Origin of the sequence: Micromonospora sp. CV4, from assembly GCF_003667455.1 — a bacterium.
Taxonomy (GTDB): domain Bacteria; phylum Actinomycetota; class Actinomycetes; order Mycobacteriales; family Micromonosporaceae; genus Micromonospora.
Map to the genome: position 1 here is coordinate 1 of NZ_RCVI01000405.1, position 21,627 is coordinate 21,627.

Here is a 21,627-nt window from a genome sequence, read left to right on the forward strand (position 1 = left end):
GGGCCGCGCCGGGCCGGACCGCGCTGGGCCGCGCCGGGCCGGGCCGGGCCGGGCCGGGCCATGATCGACTCGGTTTCCCTGAAAGCGGGGTGTCCGTCACACCGGGACACGACGACTTCACGGAAACCGAGTTGGTCTTGCGGTGCGCGGGCTGCCGGGGCCGCCCGCGGGGTGCCGGAGTGGCGCGCGGGCTGCCGGGATCGCGCCCGGCTGCCGGAGTGGCCCGCGGGCTGCCGGAGCCCTGGGTCAGCGGCGGGGTGCGTCGACGATGACCGCGTCGGTGAGCCGGTCGTGCAGGCCGCGACGGTGCTCGTCCATGATCAGCGCCGGGACGACGAGGGCCAGCAGCAGACCCCGGGCCAGCCCCCGCAAGATTCCGATCCGGCCGCCGTCGTGCCAGTTCACGCAGCGGACCTTCGTGATGTACATGCCCGGCGTCTGGGCGAACAGGCCGACGAAGAAGCCGTACAGCAGGATCAGCACCAGGACGGGAGCCCATCCGTCGCGCACCGGGTCGGCGAAGATGTTGGCCACCAGCAGGCACAACACCCAGTCGATGATCAGTGCCCCGAACCGGCGGCCCAGGCTCGGCGGAGTGAAGGCGGGGTCGGTGGCCGGCGCTGCCGGGGCCTGCGGGTTGGTCACAGCGGTCAAGGGTATCCGTGTCGGGATCGGGGCTTTCCGGGTGCCACCACCGCCCGCGCCAAATCGGGCCAATGGCATCAGATGTCACTACAATGGCATGGCCGGTACGGCGTTCACGGCGGACCGAGGGCGGTAAAGGGGCGTCGCTGACGCTCCGCGAGGGACGTAACACGGCAGAAACAACGGGGACACGGCCGGGCAACCCCCTGGCCATAGCGTCGCAAGAAGCCTAGCCACCCCGTGGACGTGCCGGGAGGACGTGTGTTCGCCAATTCCGAGGAACTGCTGCGGTACCTCAAGAACGAGGACGTGAAGTTCGTCGACGTTCGTTTCTGTGACCTGCCCGGTGTGATGCAGCACTTCAACCTGCCGGTCGAGTCCGTCAACGACGACCTGTTCACCGACGGCCTCGCGTTCGACGGCTCATCGATCCGCGGTTTCCAGGCGATCCACGAGTCGGACATGCTCCTGCTCCCGGACGTCGCCACCGCGTTCATCGACCCGTTCCGGGCGCAGAAGACCCTCGCGTTGAACTTCTTCATCCACGACCCGTTCACCCGCGAGGCCTACAGCCGCGACCCCCGCAACGTCGCCAAGAAGGCCGAGGCGTACCTCGCCGCGAGCGGTATCGCCGACACCGCCTACTTCGGCGCCGAAGCCGAGTTCTACATCTTCGACTCGATCCGCCACGAAACCTCCGCGCACCAGTCGTTCTACTACATCGACTCGATCGAGGGCGCCTGGAACACCGGCCGCGAAGAGCCCGGCGGCAACCGCGGCTACAAGACCGCGTACAAGGGCGGCTACTTCCCCGTCCCGCCGGTCGATCACTACGCCGACCTGCGCGACGCGATCGTGCGCCGCCTGGTCGACTCCGGCTTCAACGTGGAACGCTCACACCACGAGGTCGGCACCGCCGGCCAATCCGAGATCAACTACCGGTTCTCCACCCTGCTGCACGCCGCCGACCAACTCCAACTGTTCAAGTACATCGTCAAGAACGAAGCCTGGGCCAACGGCAAAACCGCCACCTTCATGCCCAAGCCCCTGTTCGGCGACAACGGCTCGGGCATGCACACCCACCAGAGCCTCTGGCTCAACGGCGAACCCCTGTTCTACGACGAGACCGGCTACGCCGGCCTGTCCGACACGGCCCGCTGGTACATCGGCGGCCTGCTGCACCACGCCCCGTCGCTGCTGGCCTTCACCAACCCCACCATCAACTCGTACCGCCGCCTCGTGCCGGGCTTCGAAGCGCCGGTCAACCTGGTCTACTCCCAGCGCAACCGCTCGGCCTGCACCCGCATCCCGGTCACCGGCGCGAACCCGAAAGCCAAGCGCGTCGAGTTCCGCGTCCCGGACCCGTCCGCCAACGTCTACCTCGCCTTCTCCGCCATGATGATGGCCGGCCTCGACGGCATCAAGAGCAAGATCGAACCACCGACGCCGATCGACAAGGACCTCTACGACCTCCCACCCGAGGAGTGGGGCGACGTCAAGCAGGTGCCGGGCTCGCTCGCACAAGCGGTGGACTCGCTCGAGGCCGACCACGACTACCTGCTCGACGGTGGCGTCTTCACGCCCGACCTGATCTCCACCTGGGTCGACTGGAAGCGGGCCAACGAGGTCCGACCCGGTGCGCTGCGCCCGACCCCGCACGAATTCGCCATGTACTACGACTGCTGACCCGGCCGGACGTGCGGCAGCCGCCGCGGGCCCTTTTGGCGGGCAGGAAGGACAGCTCGCCGGGTGGCAAACTCTGCCCATGACCCGCTTCGGCATCCAGGACTACCAGCCGCAGTGGCTCAACGGGCGCAGCGACATCACGGCCACACACGCCCGACGCCTAGGTGGGCTGGTCGGCCTCGCCCTCCAGCACGCCTGGCTGGTTTGGGACCTCGACCATGACGAGTGGTTCACCGATGCACCCGTCCTACTCGACTTCGGAGCCGAGCAGGTTGAGATCGACCATCAGAAGTTCGACGACCTTTCCGTCACCTGGAACACCATCAACCCGTCCCGGGCGATCGAGGATCCCTACTTTCACCTCGCCTGGCGACCGGAACCATTGCCAGATCTCGTGGACCTGCCTGGCCGCACGCTGCGCCACGTCGAACTGCTCGAATGGATCGGGGGCGAGACTGACCTTGCCAACGGCAGTGTCGCGGTCGGCTTCGACTTCGCTACGGCATGGCTGACCGTCTTCAACGCCTTGGACGAGAACGGGTTCGAGCACCAGCCACCAGAGCCGGGCTACCGGCGTTACCGCATCGACCCCTGACCAGCGACGAGGAGTCTGCTCCTGCCGTCATCAACTGCTGATGGCGCGTCGGGTAGCGCCACCGCGTGGTTCCGGGGTGCTCTCCCACTCCGCGGCCGGATTCGTCATCTCGCCTGGTGGACGTGCGGCGCAGGCTCCTCAAGAGGGGTGCGCCCGGGGGCGCGTATCCCGTCGAGCAGGATGGTGACGACTCGACGCCACCCCTCGGGTCCGGCGTCCACGCCGAGGCAGTGGTCGGTGTCCAGCGCCGCCCGCGAGCAGATCAGGATGTCCTGCCAGGTCACGTCGGCACGCAGGGCGCCGGCGTCGCGGGCCCGCTCGGTGAGCCGTGCGACAGCGTCCTGTAGTGCGGCGGTCCGCTGTGCGAGCTCGGGCGACGGCGGCCGTTCGCACGTCGCGGTGACCTCGGCCAGGCCGCGGCTGTCCCGGTGCGCTCCGGCCAGCTCCATCACGAACTCCGCCAGGCCCGCCCACGGGTCCGGACGCTCCAGGCAGACCTGCGCGGTGTCGCACAACTCGTCGTAGAGGCCGAGCACCACGTGGTCCAGCAGCGCTTCCTTCGTCCCGAAGCGCCGGTACAGGGTGCCCACTCCCACGCCCGCCGCCGTCGCGATGTCCAGGGCCGAGACGTCGAGCCCGCGGGACTCGATCGCCTTTCGCGTCGCGACGATCAGCTGGCGTCGGTTGCGCTGTGCGTCCGCGCGGACGCCGTGCGCGGGGTCCCGTTCGGGCATCCGCAAAGTTTATCGTTAAGCGGACGCCAGTCGTCCGATTTGCGGTCGTTGGACCGCGCGATGCGGAGGATGGTCCCGGCCAGCGGACGTTGGCTTTCGGCCAGCCGCCGCCCTATGGTGGAGGCATGCCGCCGGTGACGTTCCGCTCGCCCGCCGTCACTGATGTGGCGGCGTTCGCTGCTGTCCGCGTGGCGGCGGCGCACCGGATGGCCGGGATGCGGGTGCCGGTTGTCCGTGCGCTGCACATCGCGCCCACGCACAGGCTGTCGAGCCCGGCGCGAACCGGCCGAGGCCCTCCCGCGGCACCGTTGCATCCCAGAACGGCCGCCAGGGCGAAGCTATTCAGCTTCGGCCCTTTTTCTTTTTCCGGTTCCTTGTGAAGGGCAGACCATGAGCATCGATCATCGTACGGTTGACCAGAAATGGCTCGCTGATCTGCGAGCGTCCCTGGCGGACGACTTCGCCACGCAGACGGCTCGGCTGCGGGAACTGACCGAGCTCAACGCGGACACCGGCGACCCCAGCGAGGCCCACCACCGCGCCGCGCTGCTGGTGGCCACCCGCCGCAACATCGAGCAGATCACCGGTGCGCTGCGCCGGATCACCGACGGCACCTACGGCGCCTGCGAGAAGTGCGGCAAGAGCATCCCGCCGGAACGGCTTGAGGTCCTCCCGCACGCTCGCTTCTGCGTGCCATGCCAGGAAAAGCACAACGGGTGACGCCCGACGTGGCTGCCGTGCCACGCGGGTGGCACGGCAGCCACAAGCCGTTACGCGCCAGATGGTTCCGCGACGGTGACGACCTCCAGGATGCCCAAAAGCCCGGCGAGAGCCATGGCCTCGGATCGGGTCAGGGTCAGACAGCAGGTGGCGTCGGGATCGTCCGGGGACTCATAGACAAGATCCCGCCGGCCGCCGGGATGGTGCGTGACCACGCCGACGCGGCGGCCTTCGGCGGTGGTGAACATACGGCGTACCCCGATACCGGGCAGCGGGGTCAGTTCGACATACATGACGACTCCGGAAGAGAAGCGGCTCAGCGGGTCAGCTGCAGGCGCAGGCCGGCGAGCGTGGCCAGGTGTGGTTCGGCGGGCAGGGTCACCGTGCGGCCGGTCATCGCGGCCAGCCGGGCGGCGAGATCCGGATGAGTGGCACCGCCGCCGGTGAGCAGCAGCCGGCGGACCGCGCCGGGGGTCAGCATGTGCGCCGCCCCATCGTCGGGGTGGCGGCACGTGTCGAGGGCGAAGACGGGCATGCGGACAGGCACGAGGTGGGCACGATGCTCCGAGGAGGGGACCGGCGGAAGCCGGGGCGAGTGGGTCAGGCGATGGCGCGCGCGAGGCGCGGCGGAGCACGGTCCGCCGACCAGGCAGGCACGCAGCCGGGGATCGCCCGTCGTGCGGAGCGGAACACGATGCACAGCCCGATCGACCGGGTGGCGGAGAGCACCATCACGATCACGGCAAGCACCAGCATCGTCGGCAGCGGCATGCGCTGGCCGACGCGTCGAAGGGTGCGCCGATCGTGCATGTCGCAAACCATAGCCGTCGCCCAGCGTGTCGGCCACATCCGCACCATGTGACGGCAACGGCCATGCCATTGCCCGCAACTCCGAGCGAACCGGCTCGGGTCCGGCGCGGCAGCGGCGGTGGGGCGGAGCGCTGGTGACCCTCTACATTGCCCTGATTCTGGCGACGATCGCCGTGGGCTTCGTCCTGCACGCCCGCATCCGGTGAGCGGACCCTTCGCTATTCCTGGGCGACGGGTCCGCGGTCGTCCAGCTTGATCGCCTCCGCGACCTCGCTCAGGTCGTTGTTCAGCTGGTGGTCGCGCCCGGGCAGCCGGTGCGGCAGTGCCTGCGGGATGACGCGCGCGTACAGGTCAGCATGCGACGGTGGAGCAGTCTCGTCCTGGAGTCCGTGGAACACGTGCACCGGCACGCCGTGCGGCAGCCTCGCGCCGAGGTCGTGCGGCAGCTCGAACTCGTCGCCGGGCCAGCCGCCCGCACCGACGAACGGAGCGGCGATGAGCGCGATCATCTTGAGCTCCCGCTCCGGTGGCCGCTCGGCGAGGGCGTTGATGAGGATCGTCGCGCCGACTGAATGGCCCGCGACGACCGCCCCGTCGCCCAGGGCCGCGATCTCCCGTCGGATGGCCGCGCTCCAACTGGCGTAGTTCGGGTCGTCCTCGTCGGGCATGCGCGGGTAGCGGACCTCGTACCCGTTCCCGAGCTCCCGCCTCAAGCTGTCGACCAGCTCGTTGTCCCATTCGTCGTGCGTGCCGGCGCCGCCGCCCTGGATGAACAGGACCTGTCCGGTCCCGGCCATGACGGTCCTCCTTCATATCCCCGACCGCGCCCTGACACAGGCCGCCACCACCGTTTTCGAGAACGATTTCTGGTCGCAACGCGCGACAATGAAGAAAGTAATCCCACTTAAACGTATATCGCACCGGGGGACTTGCCGCAAGACCCGGGTCTTGCCGCAGAATCGTCGGCCGAAGCCATGAGCGGCCGAAGAAATGGGGCACGACGTGCGTGTGTTGGTGTCGACCTACGAGGGGCGCGATGTCGTCGAACCGCTACCGGCGTCGAGAGGACGGCAGGAAGAAATGAGGGCGGCGGCCACGGAGGTATCGCGATGAGCGAGCAGTACGTGCGGGGTCTCCAGGACCTCGACGAGACGCAGGTCGCGATCGTCGGCGGCAAGGGCGCGCACCTGGGGGCGCTCTCGCGGATCGGCGGCGTCCGCGTACCGGCCGGCTTCTGCGTGACGACGGACGCCTTCCGGCGGATCGTGGCCGAAGCCCCGTCGATCGACGATCGGCTCGATCAGCTGTCGCGCCTCAACCCGGACGACCGGGAGGGGATTCGCGCCCTCAGTGCGGAGATCCGCCGTACCCTCGAAGGAATCGTGGTCCCCGACGATGTGGCTGCGGCGATCACCCGGGCCCTCGCCGCGCTCGATGAGCGGGCCGCCTACGCCGTCCGATCCAGCGCGACGGCCGAGGACCTGCCGACAGCCTCCTTCGCCGGCCAGCAGGACACGTACCTGAACGTCGTGGGCCCGGCGGCGATCCTCCAGCACGTCAGCCGGTGCTGGGCCTCGCTGTTCACCGAGCGGGCCGTGACCTACCGTCAGCGCAACGGCATCGACCACCGCACGGTCCACATGGCCGTCGTCGTGCAGCAGATGGCCTTCCCGCAGGCGGCCGGGGTCCTGTTCACGGCCGACCCCGTCACGTCCAACCGGAAGGTCGCCCGCGTGGAGGCCAGCTTCGGCCTCGGCGAGGCTCTGGTCTCCGGGCTGGTGAACGCGGACGCCTACACGGTGCGGGACGGTGTGATCGTCGACAAGGCGATCGCCACCAAGCGGCTCGCCATTCATGCCCTGCCCACCGGCGGGACGGCGGAGCAGGCGATCAGCTCGGACCGGCAGGAGCAGCCGACGCTGACGGACGAACAGGTCTTGCGGCTGGTGCGGCTGGGCCGGCGGATCGAAGCACACTTCGGCCGCCCGCAGGACATCGAGTGGTGTCTGGTCGACGATGACTTCCAGATCGTGCAGAGCCGGCCGATCACCACGCTGTTCCCCGTCCCCGAGACCAGCGACGCGGGGAACCACGTCTACGTCTCGGTCGGTCATCAGCAGATGATGACCGACGCCATGAAGCCCCTGGGCGTCTCCATGTGGCAGCTGACGGCCATGGCGCCGATGCACGAGGCCGGCGGGAGGCTGTTCGTCGACGCCACCCCGCGCCTGGCCTCGCCCGCGGGCCGCGCCGGCTTCCTGGACCTGGTGGGACGGGGTGATCCGTTGATCAGGGACGCGCTGGAGACCGTCCTCGACCGCGGCGACTTCATCCCGACGCTCCCGGACGCCGCTCCCGGCGGGCCACCGGCCGGCGGCGCGCCCGCCCCGATCGAGAACGATCCGGCCATCGTCACCGAGCTGATCGAGCGCAGCCAGGCTTCCGTCGCCGCCCTACGGAGTGACATCCGGACGAAGAGCGGACCGGCGCTGTTCGACTTCCTGCTGGAGGCCTTCCAGGAGCACAAGCGAGTCCTCGCCGACCCGCTGAGCATCCAGGCGATCATGGCGGGGATGGAGGCCACCTGGTGGCTCAACGACCAGCTCCAGGAATGGCTGGGCGAGAAGAACGCGGCCGACACCCTCACGCTGTCGGCCCCCGGCAACATCACGTCGGAGATGGGCCTGGCGCTCCTCGACGTCGCGGACGTGATCCGCCCCCACCCGGAGGTGGTGGCGTTCCTGCAGGAGGTCGAGGACGACGGCTTCCTTGACGAGCTGCCGAAGCTCGCGGGCGGGGGCGAAGCGCGCGACGCCATCGAGGCCTACCTCGACCGGTACGGCATGCGCTGCGTCGGCGAGATCGACATCACGAGACCGCGCTGGAGCGAACGCCCCGCCACGCTCGTGCCCCTGCTCCTCGACAACATCAAGCTCTTCGAGCCGGGCGCCGCCGAACGGCGCTTCGAGCAGGGGCGGCAGGAGGCGCGGAAGAAGCAGGAGGACGTGCTGGAACTCCTGCGGGCCCTGCCGGACGGGGAGCAGAAAGCCGCCGAGGCCAAGCGGATGATCGACCGGGTTCGGACCTTCATCGGCTACCGGGAGTATCCGAAGTACGGCATTGTCAGCCGCTATTTCATCTACAAACAGGCCCTGCTGGACGAGGCCGAGCGCCTCGTACAGGCCAACGTGCTTCGTGAGAGGGAGGACATCTTCTACCTCACGTTCCAGGAGCTGCACGACGTCGTACGCACGAACCAGGCTGATGATCAGCTCATCCAGCGGCGGAAGGAAGCGTTCAGGTCGTATCAGGCGCTCACACCGCCCCGGGTGCTCACGTCGGAAGGTGAGGGCATCAGCGGGGCGTACCGACGCGACGACGTGCCGACCGGCGCGCTGGTCGGCCTCCCGGTCTCCAACGGCATCGTCGAGGGACGGGCTCGCGTCATCCTGGACCTGACCGAGGCCGACCTTGAACCCGGCGACATCCTGGTCACCGCCTACACCGACCCGAGCTGGTCGCCCCTGTTCGTCGCGATCGAGGGGTTGGTGACGGAGGTGGGCGGCCTCATGACCCACGGTGCGGTGATCGCCCGGGAGTACGGTCTGCCCGCCGTCGTCGGTGTGGAGCACGCGACCAAGCTGATCCGGGACGGGCAGCGGATTCGCGTGCACGGCACCGACGGGTACGTGCAGATCCTGTCGTGACGGGACAGCAGGCCTCGATCTTGTCGCCGCCGACGCCGCCGTGGTTCCGCCCCAACGGCGCAGGGCCATCCTGCCCGTTGGGGCGGTCGTCGATGTCGACGATGACCTCCGCCGGTGGCGCCCTTGCGTCGTAGGCTGCGTCTCGCAGGTGATGGACGGGAGGCTGCGGTGGCCGAGACGACGCCGAGCGGGACAAGGTTGGCCGAGGTGCTGGCCGAGCTGGCCGCTCTCGAGGACCCGAAGATTCGCCAGGTGAACGAGAGACACGGTGACGATCACGGTGTGCACCTCGGCAAGCTGCGCGCGCTCGCGAAGCGCCTGAAGACGCAGCAGGAGCTCGCGTGCCAGCTGTGGGCGACGGGCGATACCGCGGCGAGACTGCTGGCGATTCTGATCTGTCGACCGAAGGCGTTCGAGCGCGCCGAGTTGGACGTCATGTTGCGCGAGGCGCGCGTACCGAAGGTGCACGACTGGCTCGTGAGCTACGTGGTGAAGAAGAATCCGCACTCCGAGGAGCTGCGTGTGGGCTGGTCCGCCGATCCGGATCCGGTGGTCGCGAGCGCCGGCTGGGCGTTGACCACCGACCGTGTGACGAAGAAGCCGCAGGGCCTCGACCTTCCAGGCCTGCTCGACGTCATCGAGGCGGAGATGAAGGACGCCCCGGACCGCCTGCAGTGGGCGATGAACCACTGCCTGGCTCAGATCGGGATCGACCACGCCGAGCACCGCGCCCGTGCACTGGACATCGGTGAACGCTTGGAGGTGCTCAAGGACTATCCGACCTCCCCCGGCTGCACGTCTCCGTTCGCACCCATCTGGATCAACGAGATGGTGCGCCGCCAGCACGACGGCTAGAAGGTCACGCCGCGACCGGACCGATGCCTCGGGTCACGGTCCGTCCGGCGGGTTGGCCGGTTGCTGTCCTGGCCAGAACGGCCACTCCTCGAACGACCGGCACCGTCCATCCTCGGCGAATCGCATGATCCACAGGTCGCGGTACTCCTGGTCGACCGGATCGCCGTAGTGGACCTCCAGGCGCGCCACCGCGGTGTCGCCGTCCACGGCGACGATCTCCCTCGTCATCTCGAACACCTCGTCGGGGCCCCTGCGCTGCTCTTCCCACATCCGGGCGATGGCCGGCAGGCCGACGACGGGCGTCCAGTACGGCCCCTGCTGGTAGCTCGCATCCTCGGCGAAGAGCGTGCCCAGCGCGTTCGTGCCCGGCGTACGCCACGCCCGCTCGTAGGCGGCGAGCCAGTCGTCGACGTGCTTCCTGTCCACGGCGCGGCGCCGGGGTCAGGCGCCGCGTGCCGGCGCGCGGCGCAGCGAGCTGGGCGCGTTCACCCCGGCGTTGTCGCTCACGCTGATGCCCAGCCGCTCGACCAGTTCCCCGCCCAGCCAGGCGGTCACCCCGGAGAGGATGATGCCCGCGAAGCTCAGGATCAGCGCGCCGGCGTTCGGTTCCCAGTTGTCCCGGGACAGACGCACCAGCCAGCTCACCGCGAACAGGATCACGACCACCAGGTTGCCGGTGCCGTGCGCCGCGCCGATCCGCTTGGCCCGGGTGCCGGCCGGGATGGCCCGCCAGTCGATGAAGCCGAACAGGGCGGCGACCACGCCGCCGATGACACCCGCCGCGATGGTGTACGCGGCGGAGATCTGGAATCCGGTTCGGTCGGTGATCAGATACAGGATGTCGAAGATGACCGACGTCGCGAGGAGTCCCAGCGGGAACACGATCAGCATGGGATGGATCCCGTGACCCATCGCCTTGGCTCGACTCTCCACTGCAACCTCCTGTCGGGGTACCAACCGCACCCGCATACCCGGACCGGACGCCGATACACCTGGCGGACGATCCGGTTTCAGCGGGCTGACCGGACGCCCGGGCGGACGTTGCCGGCACCTGCCGTTCATTAGCCGTCATGCCGGGCGACATCGTGCGCTCTTCAACGATGGCTAGCGTTCGCGCGGCCGTGGCCCGCCCTTGAAGGAGAACCGTCATCACCGCCAGTTGGCCGCTGCACCGCACCGGCGCCATCGCTGCCCTGCCCGACCTGCCTGAAGCAGCCAAGGGAGCGCAGTCGCCAGGGGCGGACGTGGCGGACCAACCCCCGCGAGCGCATGCGGCGGTCGGCGTGGCAGGTCTGGCTCTGCCCGGTCTGGTCGCGGCGGCGCTGGGTCTGTGGCGTCTGACCGGTGCGGCGTTGTGGGCTGACGAACTCGCCACCTGGGGCGCTGTACGGCTGTCGTGGTCCCAGTTGTGGCAGCTCTCGGGGTCGGTGGACGCGGTGCTCACCCCGTATTACGGGCTTCTGAAGGCATACACAGCCGTGGCGGGCACCTCGACCCTCGCGCTACGGCTGCCCTCCGCCGTCGCGATGACCCTCGCCACGGTGGTGGTGACCGTGCTCGGCCGGCGGGTGGGCGGGACCGCGACGGGCCTGCTTGCCGGGCTGATCTTCGCGATTCTCCCGGTGACGTCGCGCTACGCGCAGGAAGCACGGTCGTACGCCGCGGTGATTCTCGGTGCCGCACTCGCCGTACTGCTCCTGGTCATGTCGTTGGAGCATCCCACGCGTGCTCGGCTCATCGGCTACGCCGCCGCCGTCGGTTTCGCCGGCGTGCTGCATCCGCTCAGCGGACTGCTCATGATCGTCGGGCACGCCACGGCCGTGGGTTGGTGGCAGCTCGGACACCGCACCGACGGCTGGCGAACAACGCGGTGGTGGGCGACGGCGGCCTTCGTCGGCGCACTGCCAGCCCTTGCCCTGTCCGTTCGGGGCTCCGGGCAGACAGCGCAGGTCTCCTGGATCGCCCTGGTCGACCTCAGCGCCCTGCAGGAGTTCCCGGAACGGCTCTTCCACTCCGCGGCCGTCGGCGGGTTCGTCCTCGTGCTGGCGGTGCTCGGCGTACGCCGCGACTCGGCCCATGTCTGCCTGGCCACCGCGGCGTTCGTTCCGGCGGTCCTGCTGTTGCTCGTCGGCACCCAGCTCCAGGTGTGGACAGCCCGGTACGTCCTGGTGGTGCTGCCGGCAATGGCCATCCTCGCCGCGTCCGCCCTGACCCGGATCGGCCGGGCGCATTCGATCGTCGCCGTCTGCCTGGCCACGACCCTGGCCTGTCCCGCACAGGTCACCGTCCGCTCCCAGGCTGGCCACAGCCAGGACTCGTTCCGCATCGCGGCGGTCATCGGCCCCCGATACCGCCCTGGTGACGTGGTCGTCTTTCCCGACAGCCACCCGAGCATCCCCTGGTCCCCGCGGGACATCTACGAGCGCTACCTGCCTACGCCTCGCCCGCCTGATGTGCTGCGTACCGCCCGACAGCGCACCGACGGCCAGTTCTTGGCGACGGAATGCCCCGATGCGGTCTGCCTGGGCACCCCGCCCCGGATCTGGGTCGTCCGCGTCGACAACGCGACCGACCCGATGAAGGACATGGCACTTGGAAAACAGGAACGGATCCGGAAGGACTATCGGCCCGCACAGCGTTGGCAGTACGCGCTGTTGGGCATCAGCCTTCTGGAACGCATGCCGAGTTGACCGGTAACCCCACCGCCGCTCGTCCGGAACGGCCCGTGTCTCCGCAAGTGGATACGCCGCTGGCTGGCGAAGCGTGCGTGGCGCTGATTCTTCACTCCGATGTCACCAATCCATCCCGAAGGCGACGTGTCGGCGTCTGTCCGCGGGGGTTGGCTGTCATTCGTCGCACTTGCCCTGACCAGGAGCTGATCCACGTGCCTTCCTCTCGTCGTACCTTCCTCGCCGGTGGCGCCGCCGCCGGCGTGGGCCTTGCCATCGCCGGCGGCCTGCCGTCCCTGGCGCAGGCCAAGCCGGGCCGGCCGCACCCGCCGGTCAAGGCCGGCCCCGTGCCCTTCCCGCCGCTCGTGGACGACCCCGACGGCATCCTGGCCCTGCCCGAGGGCTTCAGCTACACCGTGGTCACCCGGACGGGTGTCACCCGGCTCGACCGCGGCCAGGGCGTGACCCCGGCCGACCACGACGGCATGGCCGTCTACGACGCCGGACACGGCCGCTACACCCTGATCCAGAACCACGAGATCGACCCGGGCGCCGAGTTCGGCGTGCCGCACATCAAGGGCACGGTGTACGACTCGGGCGCCGTCGACGCCGGCGGTTGCACGGTGATCAAGACGGACCGTGCGGGTCGGAACCTGGGTGAGTTCGTCGCCCTCTCCGGCACCATCTCCAACTGCGCCGGCGGGCCGACCCCCTGGGGGACCTGGCTCACCTGTGAGGAGACCGAGGACCGCGCCGGCGACGAATGGGAAGAGGGCGGCCGGTCCGGCGTCTACCAGAAGGATCACGGCTACGTCTTCGAGGTCTGGGCCGACGGCAGCGCGGACCCGCGGCCGATCAAGTGCCTGGGTCGCTACTCCCACGAGGCCCTGGCGGTCGACAAGGACCGGACCAGCGTCTACCTCTCCGAAGACGCCGACGGGCCCAACGGCCTCTTCTACCGTTGGACGGCGCCGCGCGGCGTCAAGCTCGGTCCCGGCGTGCTCACCCGCCTCGCACCGAACGCCGGCGTCCTCGCCGCCATGCAGATCATCATGGACGACGGCTCGGTGCTGCCGGACGTCGCCTACCTGACCTCCGCCCAGTTGGGCCGGCCCTTCCCCGTGCGGTGGATCGAGGTGCCGGACCGCGACGCGCGCCAGAAGTCCGTACGCGAGCAGTTCGCCGACGGCCAGGTGACCCGCGGACGCAAGTTCGAGGGCGTGTGGGGCACCGACGAGGGCGTGTACGTGGTCAACTCCTACGCCTGGGACGAGGGTGACCTGCCGGCGGACGCGGCTCCGCACGACGGCATGGTTTGGTTCTACAACTACGAGGCCCAGACCATCCAGTTGGTGACGTACTTCCCGCACCAGACCGCCTCGGAGGAGGGGACGTCGGTCAAGTACACCGACCTCACCTTCGACGGCCCGGACAACGTGACCGTCACCCCGTGGGGAAGCCTCGTGCTCGCCGAGGACGGCTCGGGCGCCTCGCACGTGCTCAGCGCGGTCCCGGGTGGGCCGACGTACGCGATCGCCCGCAATCAGCTCAACGACTCGGAGTTCTGCGGGCCGACCTTCACGGCCGACGGCAAGGTGCTCTTCGTCAACATGCAGGATCCCGGCCTCACGCTGGCCATCACCGGCCCGTGGGAGAAGTACCTGGGCTGACCGAGCCACTTCGAACGGGTGGGGGTCCGGCGATCCGCCGGGCCCTCGCCGCTCTCTCCGACGCCACCTGATCGACCCGTTGACAGGTGTACGCCGTACACCTAACGTGAGTCGAGATGGTGTACGGCGTACACCACGACGAGAGGGTGGTGGCTCATGAGTTCCAGGAGTAGGACCGCGACTGTCGCGGGTGTGTTGTTCCTGATCACCGAGATCGCCGGGATCACCGGCCTGGCGCTGTACCAGCCCGTACTGTCCAACGAGAACTATGTCGGGGGCGCCGGGGCCGACACCCGGGTGCTGGTGGGAGCGTTCAGCGAGCTCATCGTCGTCATGGCCGTCATCGGCACCGCGGTCACGCTGTATCCGGTGATCAAACGGCAGAACGAGGGCATGGCCCTCGCCCACGTCTGCGGTCGCCTCCTCGAAGCCGCGGTCATCACCGTCGGGATCGTCAGCGTCGTGTCGATCGTGACGTTGCGACAGGACGGCGTGGGCCCGAGCACCGACGACGGCGCGCTCGCGGCGGTCGGGCAGTCGCTCGTGGCCATCCACGACTGGACGTTCCTGCTCGGTTCCAACGTCATTCTGGGCGTGAACAGCCTGCTGCTGGCCTACCTGGTGTACCGGTCCCAGGCGGTGCCACGGATCATCGCCGTGCTGGGTCTCATCGGTGGGCCGCTCGTCACCACCTCCGCGGTTGCGGTGATGTTCGGGCTCTACAGTCCGCTCGACCACGCGATCGCCGCGCTTCCCGTGTTCGCGTGGGAAGTCAGCCTCGCCGTCCACCTCATCGTCAAGGGGTTCCGGTCCCCTCCCGCCAACCCCCGCAACACCGGCTCGGTAGCGGCGACCAGCACGCTGTCCCAAGCCTGAGAGCGGCGTCAGCGGTCCCGCGTGTTGTCTCCTGCATGCGGGACCGCGATGGGGGAAAACCTCCAGGCGGAGTCGGATGCTTTCCGGCTTCTGACCGCCGACGGCGTTGCCTAGCGTCATTCGTGTGATCGAACTACGTGAGCTGACGAAACGCTACGGCGACAGGATCGCCGTCGACAGGCTGAGCGTCCGGGTGCAACCGGGGGTGGTGACCGGCTTCCTCGGCCCGAACGGATCCGGCAAGTCGACGACGATGCGGATGATCCTCGGTCTGGATGCCCCGGACCATGGCGAGGCACTGATCGGCGGCGTCCGGTACGCGGACCTGAACTGGCCGTTGAAGACGGTCGGCGCGCTCCTCGATGCCGGGGCGTTCCATCCCGGCCGCAGCGCCCGCGCGCACCTGACCGCGCTGGCCGCGAGCAACGACATCCCCGGTTCCCGGGTCGAACAGGTGCTGCGCATGGTCGGTCTGTCCGACGCGGCGACTCGGCGCGCCGGTACGTATTCGCTCGGCATGCGTCAGCGGCTCGGCGTCGCTGTGGCCCTGCTCGGCGACCCGGGCGTCCTCCTGCTCGACGAGCCGGTCAATGGGCTGGATCCGGAGGGCATCCGCTGGATCCGGGACCTGCTGCGCGGACTCGCCGCCGAGGGCCGGACGGTGTTCGTGTCCAGCCACCTGATCGCCGAGATGGCGCTGACCGCCTCCCGGCTGGTGGTCATCGGCCGCGGCCGGCTGCTGGCCGAGACGACCGTCGCCGCACTCGCCGCCGGCGACGACAGCCTGGAGGACGCGTTCTTCCGGCTCACCTCACAGGCCACCGACTATCGCGGAGTGGGAGCGTCATGAACGGGTACGGATTTCGGCACGCGGCCCGGATGGAGCGCGTCAAACTGAGCAGCGTCCGGTCGACGTGGTGGCTGGCGATCACCGCGGTCGTCTCGATGGCCGCGGCCGGGGCCGGCGTGGGACTCGGGTACCGATCGCACACCCCGGTCGCCACCGCCGCCCAGATCCTGAACAACAGCCTCGGCGGCGCCATCGTGGCCCAACTGCTCCTCGGAGCGCTCGGCGTCCTGATGGTGACCGGCGAATACGGCACCGGGATGATCCGCTCGACGTTCGCCGCCGTCCCACGGCGTCGGACGGTCCTGGCCGCGAAGGTCGCCGTGTGCGGCGGCGCGGCTCTCACCGTCGGCCTGGTGGCGAGCTTCGCCGGCTATCTGAGCGGGCAGCTCGCGATCCGCGGCACCGCCATCCCGGCCGCGTCCCTCGGTGACCCGGCGATCCTGCGCGCGGTCCTGCTGACCGGCGTGTACCTGGGCGCCACCGCGCTGATCGGGGTCGGCATCGGGACGATCGTGCGGCACTCGGGCGCCGCGATCGGCACGCTGTTCGGTCTGATGTTCGTCCCGATGATCGTGGCCGGCCTGTTCGGCGAGAGCGGAATCGCGGTCGGCCGCTTCGTCCCGCTGCTGATGCTGCTCAACTCGATCGCCGTGACCGCGCCCATACCCGGGCTGTTCGCCGGGTGGATCAGCGTGCTGCTGATGTGCGGGTACGCGGCAGTGGTGATTCTGTTCGGCGGCGTACTGCTCCGCCGGCGCGACGCGTGACCAGCGACAATGGACCGATGACCGCGCTGCGCGCTCCGTTCACCACGATGGCCCTGCGCCGGGCGGTGTTCTGCGTCGTCGGCGTGGTCAGCGTGGCCGCGATCCTGAGCGTACCGGCGATCGTGCCGGCCCTGGGTGTCCTCATCCTCTGGGCGACCGGAGCCATGTCCGCCCAGCCCGCGCCCACCGTCGCACCGGTGTTCCTGGTCCTGTTTCCACTCACCATCGCGCTCCTGGTCGTGCTGGCCGCCCCGATCGGGCGCGCGATGGGAGCCGTACATCGCTCACTCGCCGACCGACTGCTCGACGTGCACGTGGACGCCCCGCCGCCCCGGCCCTCGAAGCGGATCAGCGCCCTGGTCTCCGACGGACCGGGGTGGCGCGCCCTCGGGTACGGCCTGCTCAAGGTGCCACTGGCCATCCCCGAGGGCTACGGGGCGTTCTGCTACGTGTTCGGCCTGGTCAACCTCAGCTACCCGGTGTGGTGGCCGCTGTTTCGCAACCACCCGGCCGGAACGCGCCTCGGACCGGTGTGGGCGCTGACGCCGCTCGGCACCATCGGTACGCGGACGTTCGCCGGAACGTTCCTCATCGCCGCTGCCGGCCTCGCCATGCTCCTGGTCGCACCGTGGTTGATGCGTGCCGGTACGACACTGGACCTTGCCGCGATGCGCCGGCTGCTCGGCCCGCGCCGACTCGCCGAACGGGTACGCGAACTACAGGTGACGCGTGCCCGCGCGATCGACGACGCCGCCGCCATGATGCGCAGGCTGGAACGGGACCTGCACGACGGCGCGCAGATCCGACTGGCCACGCTGGCGATGAACCTCGGCATGGCGACCGAGAAGCTCGGTGCCGACGGCCCGCCACCCGACCTCGCACAGGCCCGCGAACTGGTCGCGCTCGCCCACCGCGGAGCGAAGGAGGCCCTCGCCGACCTGCGCGACCTGGTGCGCGGGATCCACCCGCCGGTCCTCGACAACGGTCTCGGCGACGCGCTGGCGACGCTCGCGACCAGCAGCGCCATCCCGGTCACGGTGAACGTCGAGCTGCCCGACCGCCCGGCGCCCGCCATCGAGACCATCGCCTACTTCTGCGCCTCCGAGCTGCTCGCGAACGCGGCCAAACACAGCCGGGCGACCCGTATCGGGCTCGACGTCGTCCGATCCGGTGAGCGCCTGCTGTTGACCGTCCAGGACGACGGCATCGGCGGGGCGGACCCGGACGGTCCCGGCCTGTCCGGCCTGGCCCGCCGCATCGCCGTCGTGGACGGCCGGATGCGCGCGCACAGCCCGACCGGCGGCCCGACCAGGGTCGACATCGAGCTGCCCACACAGGTGTGAACGGAGGCGACGACATGCGGGTGGTGATCGCGGAGGATGCCGCGATGATGCGCGAAGGGCTGGTCCGGCTGCTCACCGACCGCGGTTTCGAGGTGTGCGCGGCGGTGGCCGACGCGGACGCGTTGCGGTCCGCGATCGCCGCCACCGTACCGAACGTCGCCATCATCGACATCCGGATGCCGCCGACGCACACCGACGAGGGACTGCGCGCGGCGATCGACATCCGACGCGACCATCCCGACGTCGGCGTGCTGGTGTTCTCCCAGTACGTGGAGACCCGCTATGCGACCCGCCTGCTCGCCGACCGGCCGACCGGCGTCGGATACCTGCTCAAGGACCGCGTCGCCGACGTCGCCGACTTCGTGGACGCGCTGACCCGCGTGGCAAACGGTGGCACGGCGCTGGATCCGGAGGTGGTCGGCCACCTGATGCGAGCCGGACGGGACACGGCCGGGGTGGCGTCGCTGACCCCGCGGGAGCGTGCGGTGCTCTCGCTGATGGCCGAGGGACGATCCAACGCCGGGATCGCGGCGACTCTCGTCATCACCTCCGGAGTCGTGGAGAAGCACGTGGCGAACATCTTCGCGAAACTCGGTCTGCCGTCCTCGGACAGCGACAACCGCCGGGTCCTGGCCGTCCTTCGCCACGTCAGCGGCGGCTGACGTCACGCAGGCGGGGCTAGGCGAGCGCCGCCGGCAGGGCGAGGAGCGCGAAACGGATCACCCGCCCGAGGAGGCACGAGACGGCGAACTCCCAGTGGCGAAGTCCTGCGGTGCCGGCGGCGAGGCTGACCACGGCCAGCGGCGGAACCCCGACCGCGGCGGCGACGAGCACCGTCGGGAGGGCGGTGCGGCGGCGGGAGAGCCAGCGCCGGATCCGTCCGGCCCAACGGGCGGCCCGGGCCGCCGCGCGACCTGATCGAGTCCGTCGCGCGAGCTTCCGGGCCAGCCGTCCGGTTCCGCGACGCGCGGCTTCGAACAGGAGCAGTTTGCCGGCGGTCTGCCCGAGCGCCAGAGCGAGTACGGCGACCAGAGCGTGGCCGCCACGGTGCCCGGCGACCACGGCGTAGGCCTCGGCGTTGACGACCGGGACGAGGGCCGAGGCGAGACCGTACCCGAGCGCCACCACCGCCTCGCCGAGACTGCTCACGCCCGGCCGTCCCGGTTAAGCAGCCGGGCCACCGCTGCGGCTGACCACAGCTTGACCGCGACGACGGCCACGGCTACGCCCAGCGCGAGCTGGTACTGCCCGAACGCGACGGCGCCGATCACCCCGGCGGTGTTGGCGGCCTTGGCCAGGGGCGACCAGTTCAACGCCCATACCCGCCGGTCGACCAGGTGGAAATAGTTCGGGCTGAGCACGGGCCAGCACAGGAATGCCAGCGACAGCATGGTGTCCAGCACCAGGAACGAGAGCAGGAACACCAGGGCCACGACCGCGACGTCGGGCACGAGGGAGACCAGACCCACGCAGAGCACGGCGGTGCACGCGCGGTCGCTCACGATATCGAGTACGGCCCCCGCGCGGGTCTCCTGTCCGAGCCGGCGGGCGGCCCAGCCGTCGAGCACGTCGCCGAGCCAGTAGATCCCGTACGCCACCGCCAGCAGTGCCACGGAGCCGGCGACGAGGGCGGCGACACCGACGGTGACAGCGGCGACCGTACGGAGGGCGGTGATGTAGTTCGGAACCGTACGAAGAGGGCCGACGTTGATGGCGGCGCGAGGGTCAGCGAGAGTCACCTCTGCAGCGTCGTGCTGAGGGCGTTCCGGGCGGAACGTGCCGCGGTGCCGATCTGGTCGCGGCGGCGGCACCGGGGTGCCGGCCGGTCTGGTACCGGGGTACCTGGCCGATTTCCGGGCTGGTCGCCGAGACTGTGCAGGTGAGGAGTGCAAACCGGGACTGGTTGCGCGACCCCGAGCGGGTGCGCCGGCTGGCGTACGGCGCGGCGGGCTTGATCGTCGCCCTGGTGGTCACGACCGCCGAGGGGGGCCTGTCCGTGCCGGCGGGTTGGGCATGGGTGGTGCTGCCCGTCGGCCTCGCGGCCTTGACGCTGCGGCCCCGCCACCGGGCCCTGGTCTTCGCGGTCTGCGCCGGGTTCGTGGCGCTGGTGAGCACCGGAGAGTCCGTACAGTTGGGCCTCGCGGCCGGCACCTTCGTGTTCGTCTCGACCTGCGTGGACCCGGCCCGACGCCCGTGGCTGGGGTGGGTTTTCGGCTTGCTCGGCGCCGTCGGCGCCCTCGCCACCGCGCTACTCAACCAGCGGGGGCTGTACGAGCAGCCGTTCGCCTTCGTGGCGGGCGGCTACCTCCTGGCGATCCTGCTGCGGTCGTGGTCCCGCGGCCACGCCCTCACTCGGGAGACAGGCGAGCTGCGCGGCCAGGCGGCGTGGCTGGAGCAGCGCACGAACCTGGCCCGCGAGCTGCATGACGTGGTCGGCCACCACGTCACCGCGATGGTGGTTCAGGCCGAGGCGGGCCAGCTCAGCGACAATCCGGGGGCGGCCCTGCGGGCGATCGCGGACAGCGGACGCACCGCGTTGAGTGAGCTCGATACGCTCGTCGTGCACCTGCGCGATCCGGGCGCGGCGATCGTCGTGAGCGCGCCGCCCCGCCTGTCCGACATCGACGAGCTGCTCGCGCAGCCGCTGCGCCACCAGGGCGTGACAGTGCGGGTGCGCCTGGACCCCGAGCCGGGCCTGGACGAGATCGGCGTGTTGGCCGTCTACCGCATCGCCCAGGAGGCCCTCACCAACATCGCCCGCCACGCGAAAGCCACGGCCGCCTGGGTCGAACTGGTCCGCATCGGCGACCGCGTCCGTCTACGGGTCAGCGACGACGGCGTCGGGCCGCCCCGGGCACCCGCGCGAGGCTCGGGCCTGCTCGGCATCGAGGAGCGGGTGAGCGCCCGCGGTGGGAGCTGGAAGCTGAGCCAGCGCCCCGGCGGCGGCACCATGCTGGAGGCCGACCTGCCGGTGGTGAAGACGTGATCCGCGTCGCGATCGCCGACGACCAGCAGCTGGTCCGCGAAGGCTTCAGCCTGATCCTGCGTTCCCAACCCGACATCCACGTCGCGGCCGAGGCGGCCGACGGCCGACAGTTCCTCGACGCCGTACGTCGCGACTCCCGCATCGACGTCGCCCTCGTCGACATCCGCATGCCGGTACTCGACGGCCTGCAGGCCACCCGCGAGCTGGCCGGGATCCCGCACGCCCCGGCCGTCATCGTCGTCACCACCTTCGACGACGACGCCTACGTCCTGGACGCCATCGCCTCCGGCGCGCGCGGGTTCCTGCTCAAGCGGTGCAGCGCCCGCGACCTGATCGCCGCGGTGCGGACCGTCGCGTCCGGGGAGGCGATCCTCTCCTCCGAGGTCACCGGCGCCGTACTCGACCGGGTACGCGCGACCGGGCCCGCCACCCTCGTGGAACTGACGGCCTACCAGCTGACCACTCGGGAGACCGACGTGCTCGCCCTGATCGGTGCCGGACTCAACAACAACGAGATCGCCGAACGCCTGCACCTTTCGATGAGCACCGTCAAGACCCACGTCACCAACGTGCTGGCCAAGACCGGCAGCCGCGACCGCGTACGAGCCGCCATCCTCGCGATCCAGGCCGGCCTCGCCCCCTGACAAGAACGAACCAGGAGAACCGCTCGCGCCGGCGGTGACAGCGCACAACACACTGTCATCGCCGGTGCTG

Annotated in this window: 24 protein-coding genes; 14 read left to right on the top strand and 10 right to left on the bottom strand. The window is 70.0% G+C overall.

Annotation, left to right across the window (positions count from 1 at the left end):
* Window positions 1-246: 246 nt before the first annotated feature.
* Complete coding sequence (locus EAD98_RS27635) at window positions 247-645, bottom strand: RDD family protein (protein ID WP_233583999.1); 399 nt, start codon at window positions 643-645, stop codon at window positions 247-249.
* Between the two features lie 261 nt (window positions 646-906).
* Here EAD98_RS27635 and glnA point away from each other — a divergent pair, with 261 nt between their 5' ends.
* Window positions 907-2,331: a type I glutamate--ammonia ligase gene (gene glnA / locus EAD98_RS27640; RefSeq protein ID WP_121656892.1), complete on the top strand. Its 1,425-nt coding sequence runs from the start codon at window positions 907-909 to the stop codon at window positions 2,329-2,331.
* Window positions 2,332-2,410: 79 nt separating this feature from the next.
* Window positions 2,411-2,926: a hypothetical protein gene (locus EAD98_RS27645; protein ID WP_121656893.1), complete on the top strand. Its 516-nt coding sequence runs from the start codon at window positions 2,411-2,413 to the stop codon at window positions 2,924-2,926.
* Between the two features lie 104 nt (window positions 2,927-3,030).
* On the opposite strand, the gene EAD98_RS27650 is transcribed toward EAD98_RS27645, so the two are convergent.
* On the bottom strand, window positions 3,031-3,660 hold the full coding sequence (locus EAD98_RS27650) for a TetR/AcrR family transcriptional regulator (protein WP_121656894.1): 630 nt from the start codon (window positions 3,658-3,660) through the stop codon (window positions 3,031-3,033).
* Between the two features lie 390 nt (window positions 3,661-4,050).
* Between EAD98_RS27650 and EAD98_RS27655 the strand changes: the two genes are divergently transcribed.
* Complete coding sequence (locus tag EAD98_RS27655; protein WP_121656895.1) at window positions 4,051-4,380, top strand: TraR/DksA C4-type zinc finger protein; 330 nt, start codon at window positions 4,051-4,053, stop codon at window positions 4,378-4,380.
* A 50-nt stretch (window positions 4,381-4,430) separates the two neighbouring features.
* On the opposite strand, the gene EAD98_RS27660 is transcribed toward EAD98_RS27655, so the two are convergent.
* From EAD98_RS27660 to EAD98_RS27670, 4 genes are all read right to left on the bottom strand, one after another.
* The gene (locus EAD98_RS27660) at window positions 4,431-4,673 is read right to left on the bottom strand and encodes a potassium transporter TrkA (RefSeq protein ID WP_121656896.1); all 243 of its coding nucleotides are present in this window, start codon (window positions 4,671-4,673) and stop codon (window positions 4,431-4,433) included.
* Between the two features lie 23 nt (window positions 4,674-4,696).
* Window positions 4,697-4,915 (bottom strand): hypothetical protein, encoded by a 219-nt coding sequence (locus tag EAD98_RS30765; protein WP_147457504.1) that lies wholly within the window; start codon window positions 4,913-4,915, stop codon window positions 4,697-4,699.
* A gap of 65 nt (window positions 4,916-4,980) precedes the next feature.
* Window positions 4,981-5,190: a hypothetical protein gene (locus EAD98_RS27665; protein WP_121656897.1), complete on the bottom strand. Its 210-nt coding sequence runs from the start codon at window positions 5,188-5,190 to the stop codon at window positions 4,981-4,983.
* Window positions 5,191-5,408: 218 nt separating this feature from the next.
* Window positions 5,409-5,987, bottom strand: a complete 579-nt coding sequence (locus EAD98_RS27670) for an alpha/beta fold hydrolase (RefSeq protein WP_121656898.1) — start codon at window positions 5,985-5,987, stop codon at window positions 5,409-5,411.
* Window positions 5,988-6,299: 312 nt separating this feature from the next.
* Here EAD98_RS27670 and rph point away from each other — a divergent pair, with 312 nt between their 5' ends.
* Window positions 6,300-8,897 carry a rifamycin-inactivating phosphotransferase gene (gene rph / locus EAD98_RS27675; RefSeq protein WP_121656899.1) on the top strand — a complete coding sequence of 866 codons (2,598 nt, stop codon included), beginning with the start codon at window positions 6,300-6,302 and terminating at the stop codon, window positions 8,895-8,897.
* Between the two features lie 168 nt (window positions 8,898-9,065).
* Entirely contained in the window at window positions 9,066-9,752 is a 687-nt protein-coding gene (locus EAD98_RS27680) for a DNA alkylation repair protein (protein WP_121656900.1), read from the top strand.
* A gap of 33 nt (window positions 9,753-9,785) precedes the next feature.
* On the opposite strand, the gene EAD98_RS27685 is transcribed toward EAD98_RS27680, so the two are convergent.
* Window positions 9,786-10,178 carry a nuclear transport factor 2 family protein gene (locus tag EAD98_RS27685; protein WP_121656901.1) on the bottom strand — a complete coding sequence of 131 codons (393 nt, stop codon included), beginning with the start codon at window positions 10,176-10,178 and terminating at the stop codon, window positions 9,786-9,788.
* 15 nt (window positions 10,179-10,193) lie between these two features.
* Entirely contained in the window at window positions 10,194-10,721 is a 528-nt protein-coding gene (locus EAD98_RS27690; RefSeq protein WP_368666176.1) for a DUF2231 domain-containing protein, read from the bottom strand.
* 314 nt (window positions 10,722-11,035) lie between these two features.
* Between EAD98_RS27690 and EAD98_RS27695 the strand changes: the two genes are divergently transcribed.
* The 7 genes from EAD98_RS27695 (at window position 11,036) to EAD98_RS27725 (ending at window position 18,589) form a co-directional block, all read left to right on the top strand.
* Window positions 11,036-12,442: a glycosyltransferase family 39 protein gene (locus EAD98_RS27695; RefSeq protein ID WP_158609844.1), complete on the top strand. Its 1,407-nt coding sequence runs from the start codon at window positions 11,036-11,038 to the stop codon at window positions 12,440-12,442.
* 194 nt (window positions 12,443-12,636) lie between these two features.
* Entirely contained in the window at window positions 12,637-14,091 is a 1,455-nt protein-coding gene (locus tag EAD98_RS27700) for an alkaline phosphatase PhoX (RefSeq protein WP_121656904.1), read from the top strand.
* Window positions 14,092-14,247: 156 nt separating this feature from the next.
* Entirely contained in the window at window positions 14,248-14,967 is a 720-nt protein-coding gene (locus tag EAD98_RS27705) for a DUF4386 domain-containing protein (RefSeq protein ID WP_121656905.1), read from the top strand.
* Window positions 14,968-15,091: 124 nt separating this feature from the next.
* Complete coding sequence (locus EAD98_RS27710) at window positions 15,092-15,817, top strand: ABC transporter ATP-binding protein (protein WP_121656906.1); 726 nt, start codon at window positions 15,092-15,094, stop codon at window positions 15,815-15,817.
* 29 nt (window positions 15,818-15,846) lie between these two features.
* On the top strand, window positions 15,847-16,584 hold the full coding sequence (locus EAD98_RS27715; protein ID WP_158609845.1) for an ABC transporter permease subunit: 738 nt from the start codon (window positions 15,847-15,849) through the stop codon (window positions 16,582-16,584).
* A gap of 17 nt (window positions 16,585-16,601) precedes the next feature.
* Window positions 16,602-17,927: a sensor domain-containing protein gene (locus tag EAD98_RS27720; protein WP_121656908.1), complete on the top strand. Its 1,326-nt coding sequence runs from the start codon at window positions 16,602-16,604 to the stop codon at window positions 17,925-17,927.
* A 14-nt stretch (window positions 17,928-17,941) separates the two neighbouring features.
* Window positions 17,942-18,589: a response regulator transcription factor gene (locus EAD98_RS27725; protein ID WP_121656993.1), complete on the top strand. Its 648-nt coding sequence runs from the start codon at window positions 17,942-17,944 to the stop codon at window positions 18,587-18,589.
* A gap of 16 nt (window positions 18,590-18,605) precedes the next feature.
* On the opposite strand, the gene EAD98_RS27730 is transcribed toward EAD98_RS27725, so the two are convergent.
* Together EAD98_RS27730 and EAD98_RS27735 are read right to left on the bottom strand one after the other, a co-directional pair.
* Window positions 18,606-19,076: a VTT domain-containing protein gene (locus EAD98_RS27730; protein WP_121656909.1), complete on the bottom strand. Its 471-nt coding sequence runs from the start codon at window positions 19,074-19,076 to the stop codon at window positions 18,606-18,608.
* Entirely contained in the window at window positions 19,073-19,666 is a 594-nt protein-coding gene (locus EAD98_RS27735; RefSeq protein ID WP_121656910.1) for a CDP-alcohol phosphatidyltransferase family protein, read from the bottom strand. The genes EAD98_RS27730 and EAD98_RS27735 overlap by 4 nt, the downstream gene beginning before the upstream one ends.
* 140 nt (window positions 19,667-19,806) lie before the next feature.
* On the opposite strand from EAD98_RS27735, the gene EAD98_RS27740 reads away from it, so the two are divergent.
* Together EAD98_RS27740 and EAD98_RS27745 are read left to right on the top strand one after the other, a co-directional pair.
* Window positions 19,807-20,913 (top strand): sensor histidine kinase, encoded by a 1,107-nt coding sequence (locus EAD98_RS27740; RefSeq protein WP_147457505.1) that lies wholly within the window; start codon window positions 19,807-19,809, stop codon window positions 20,911-20,913.
* Window positions 20,910-21,557, top strand: coding sequence for a response regulator transcription factor (locus tag EAD98_RS27745; RefSeq protein WP_121656912.1), 648 nt, complete (start codon window positions 20,910-20,912; stop codon window positions 21,555-21,557). Before EAD98_RS27740 ends, EAD98_RS27745 begins: the two co-directional genes overlap by 4 nt.
* The last annotated feature ends 70 nt before the right edge of the window (window positions 21,558-21,627 follow it).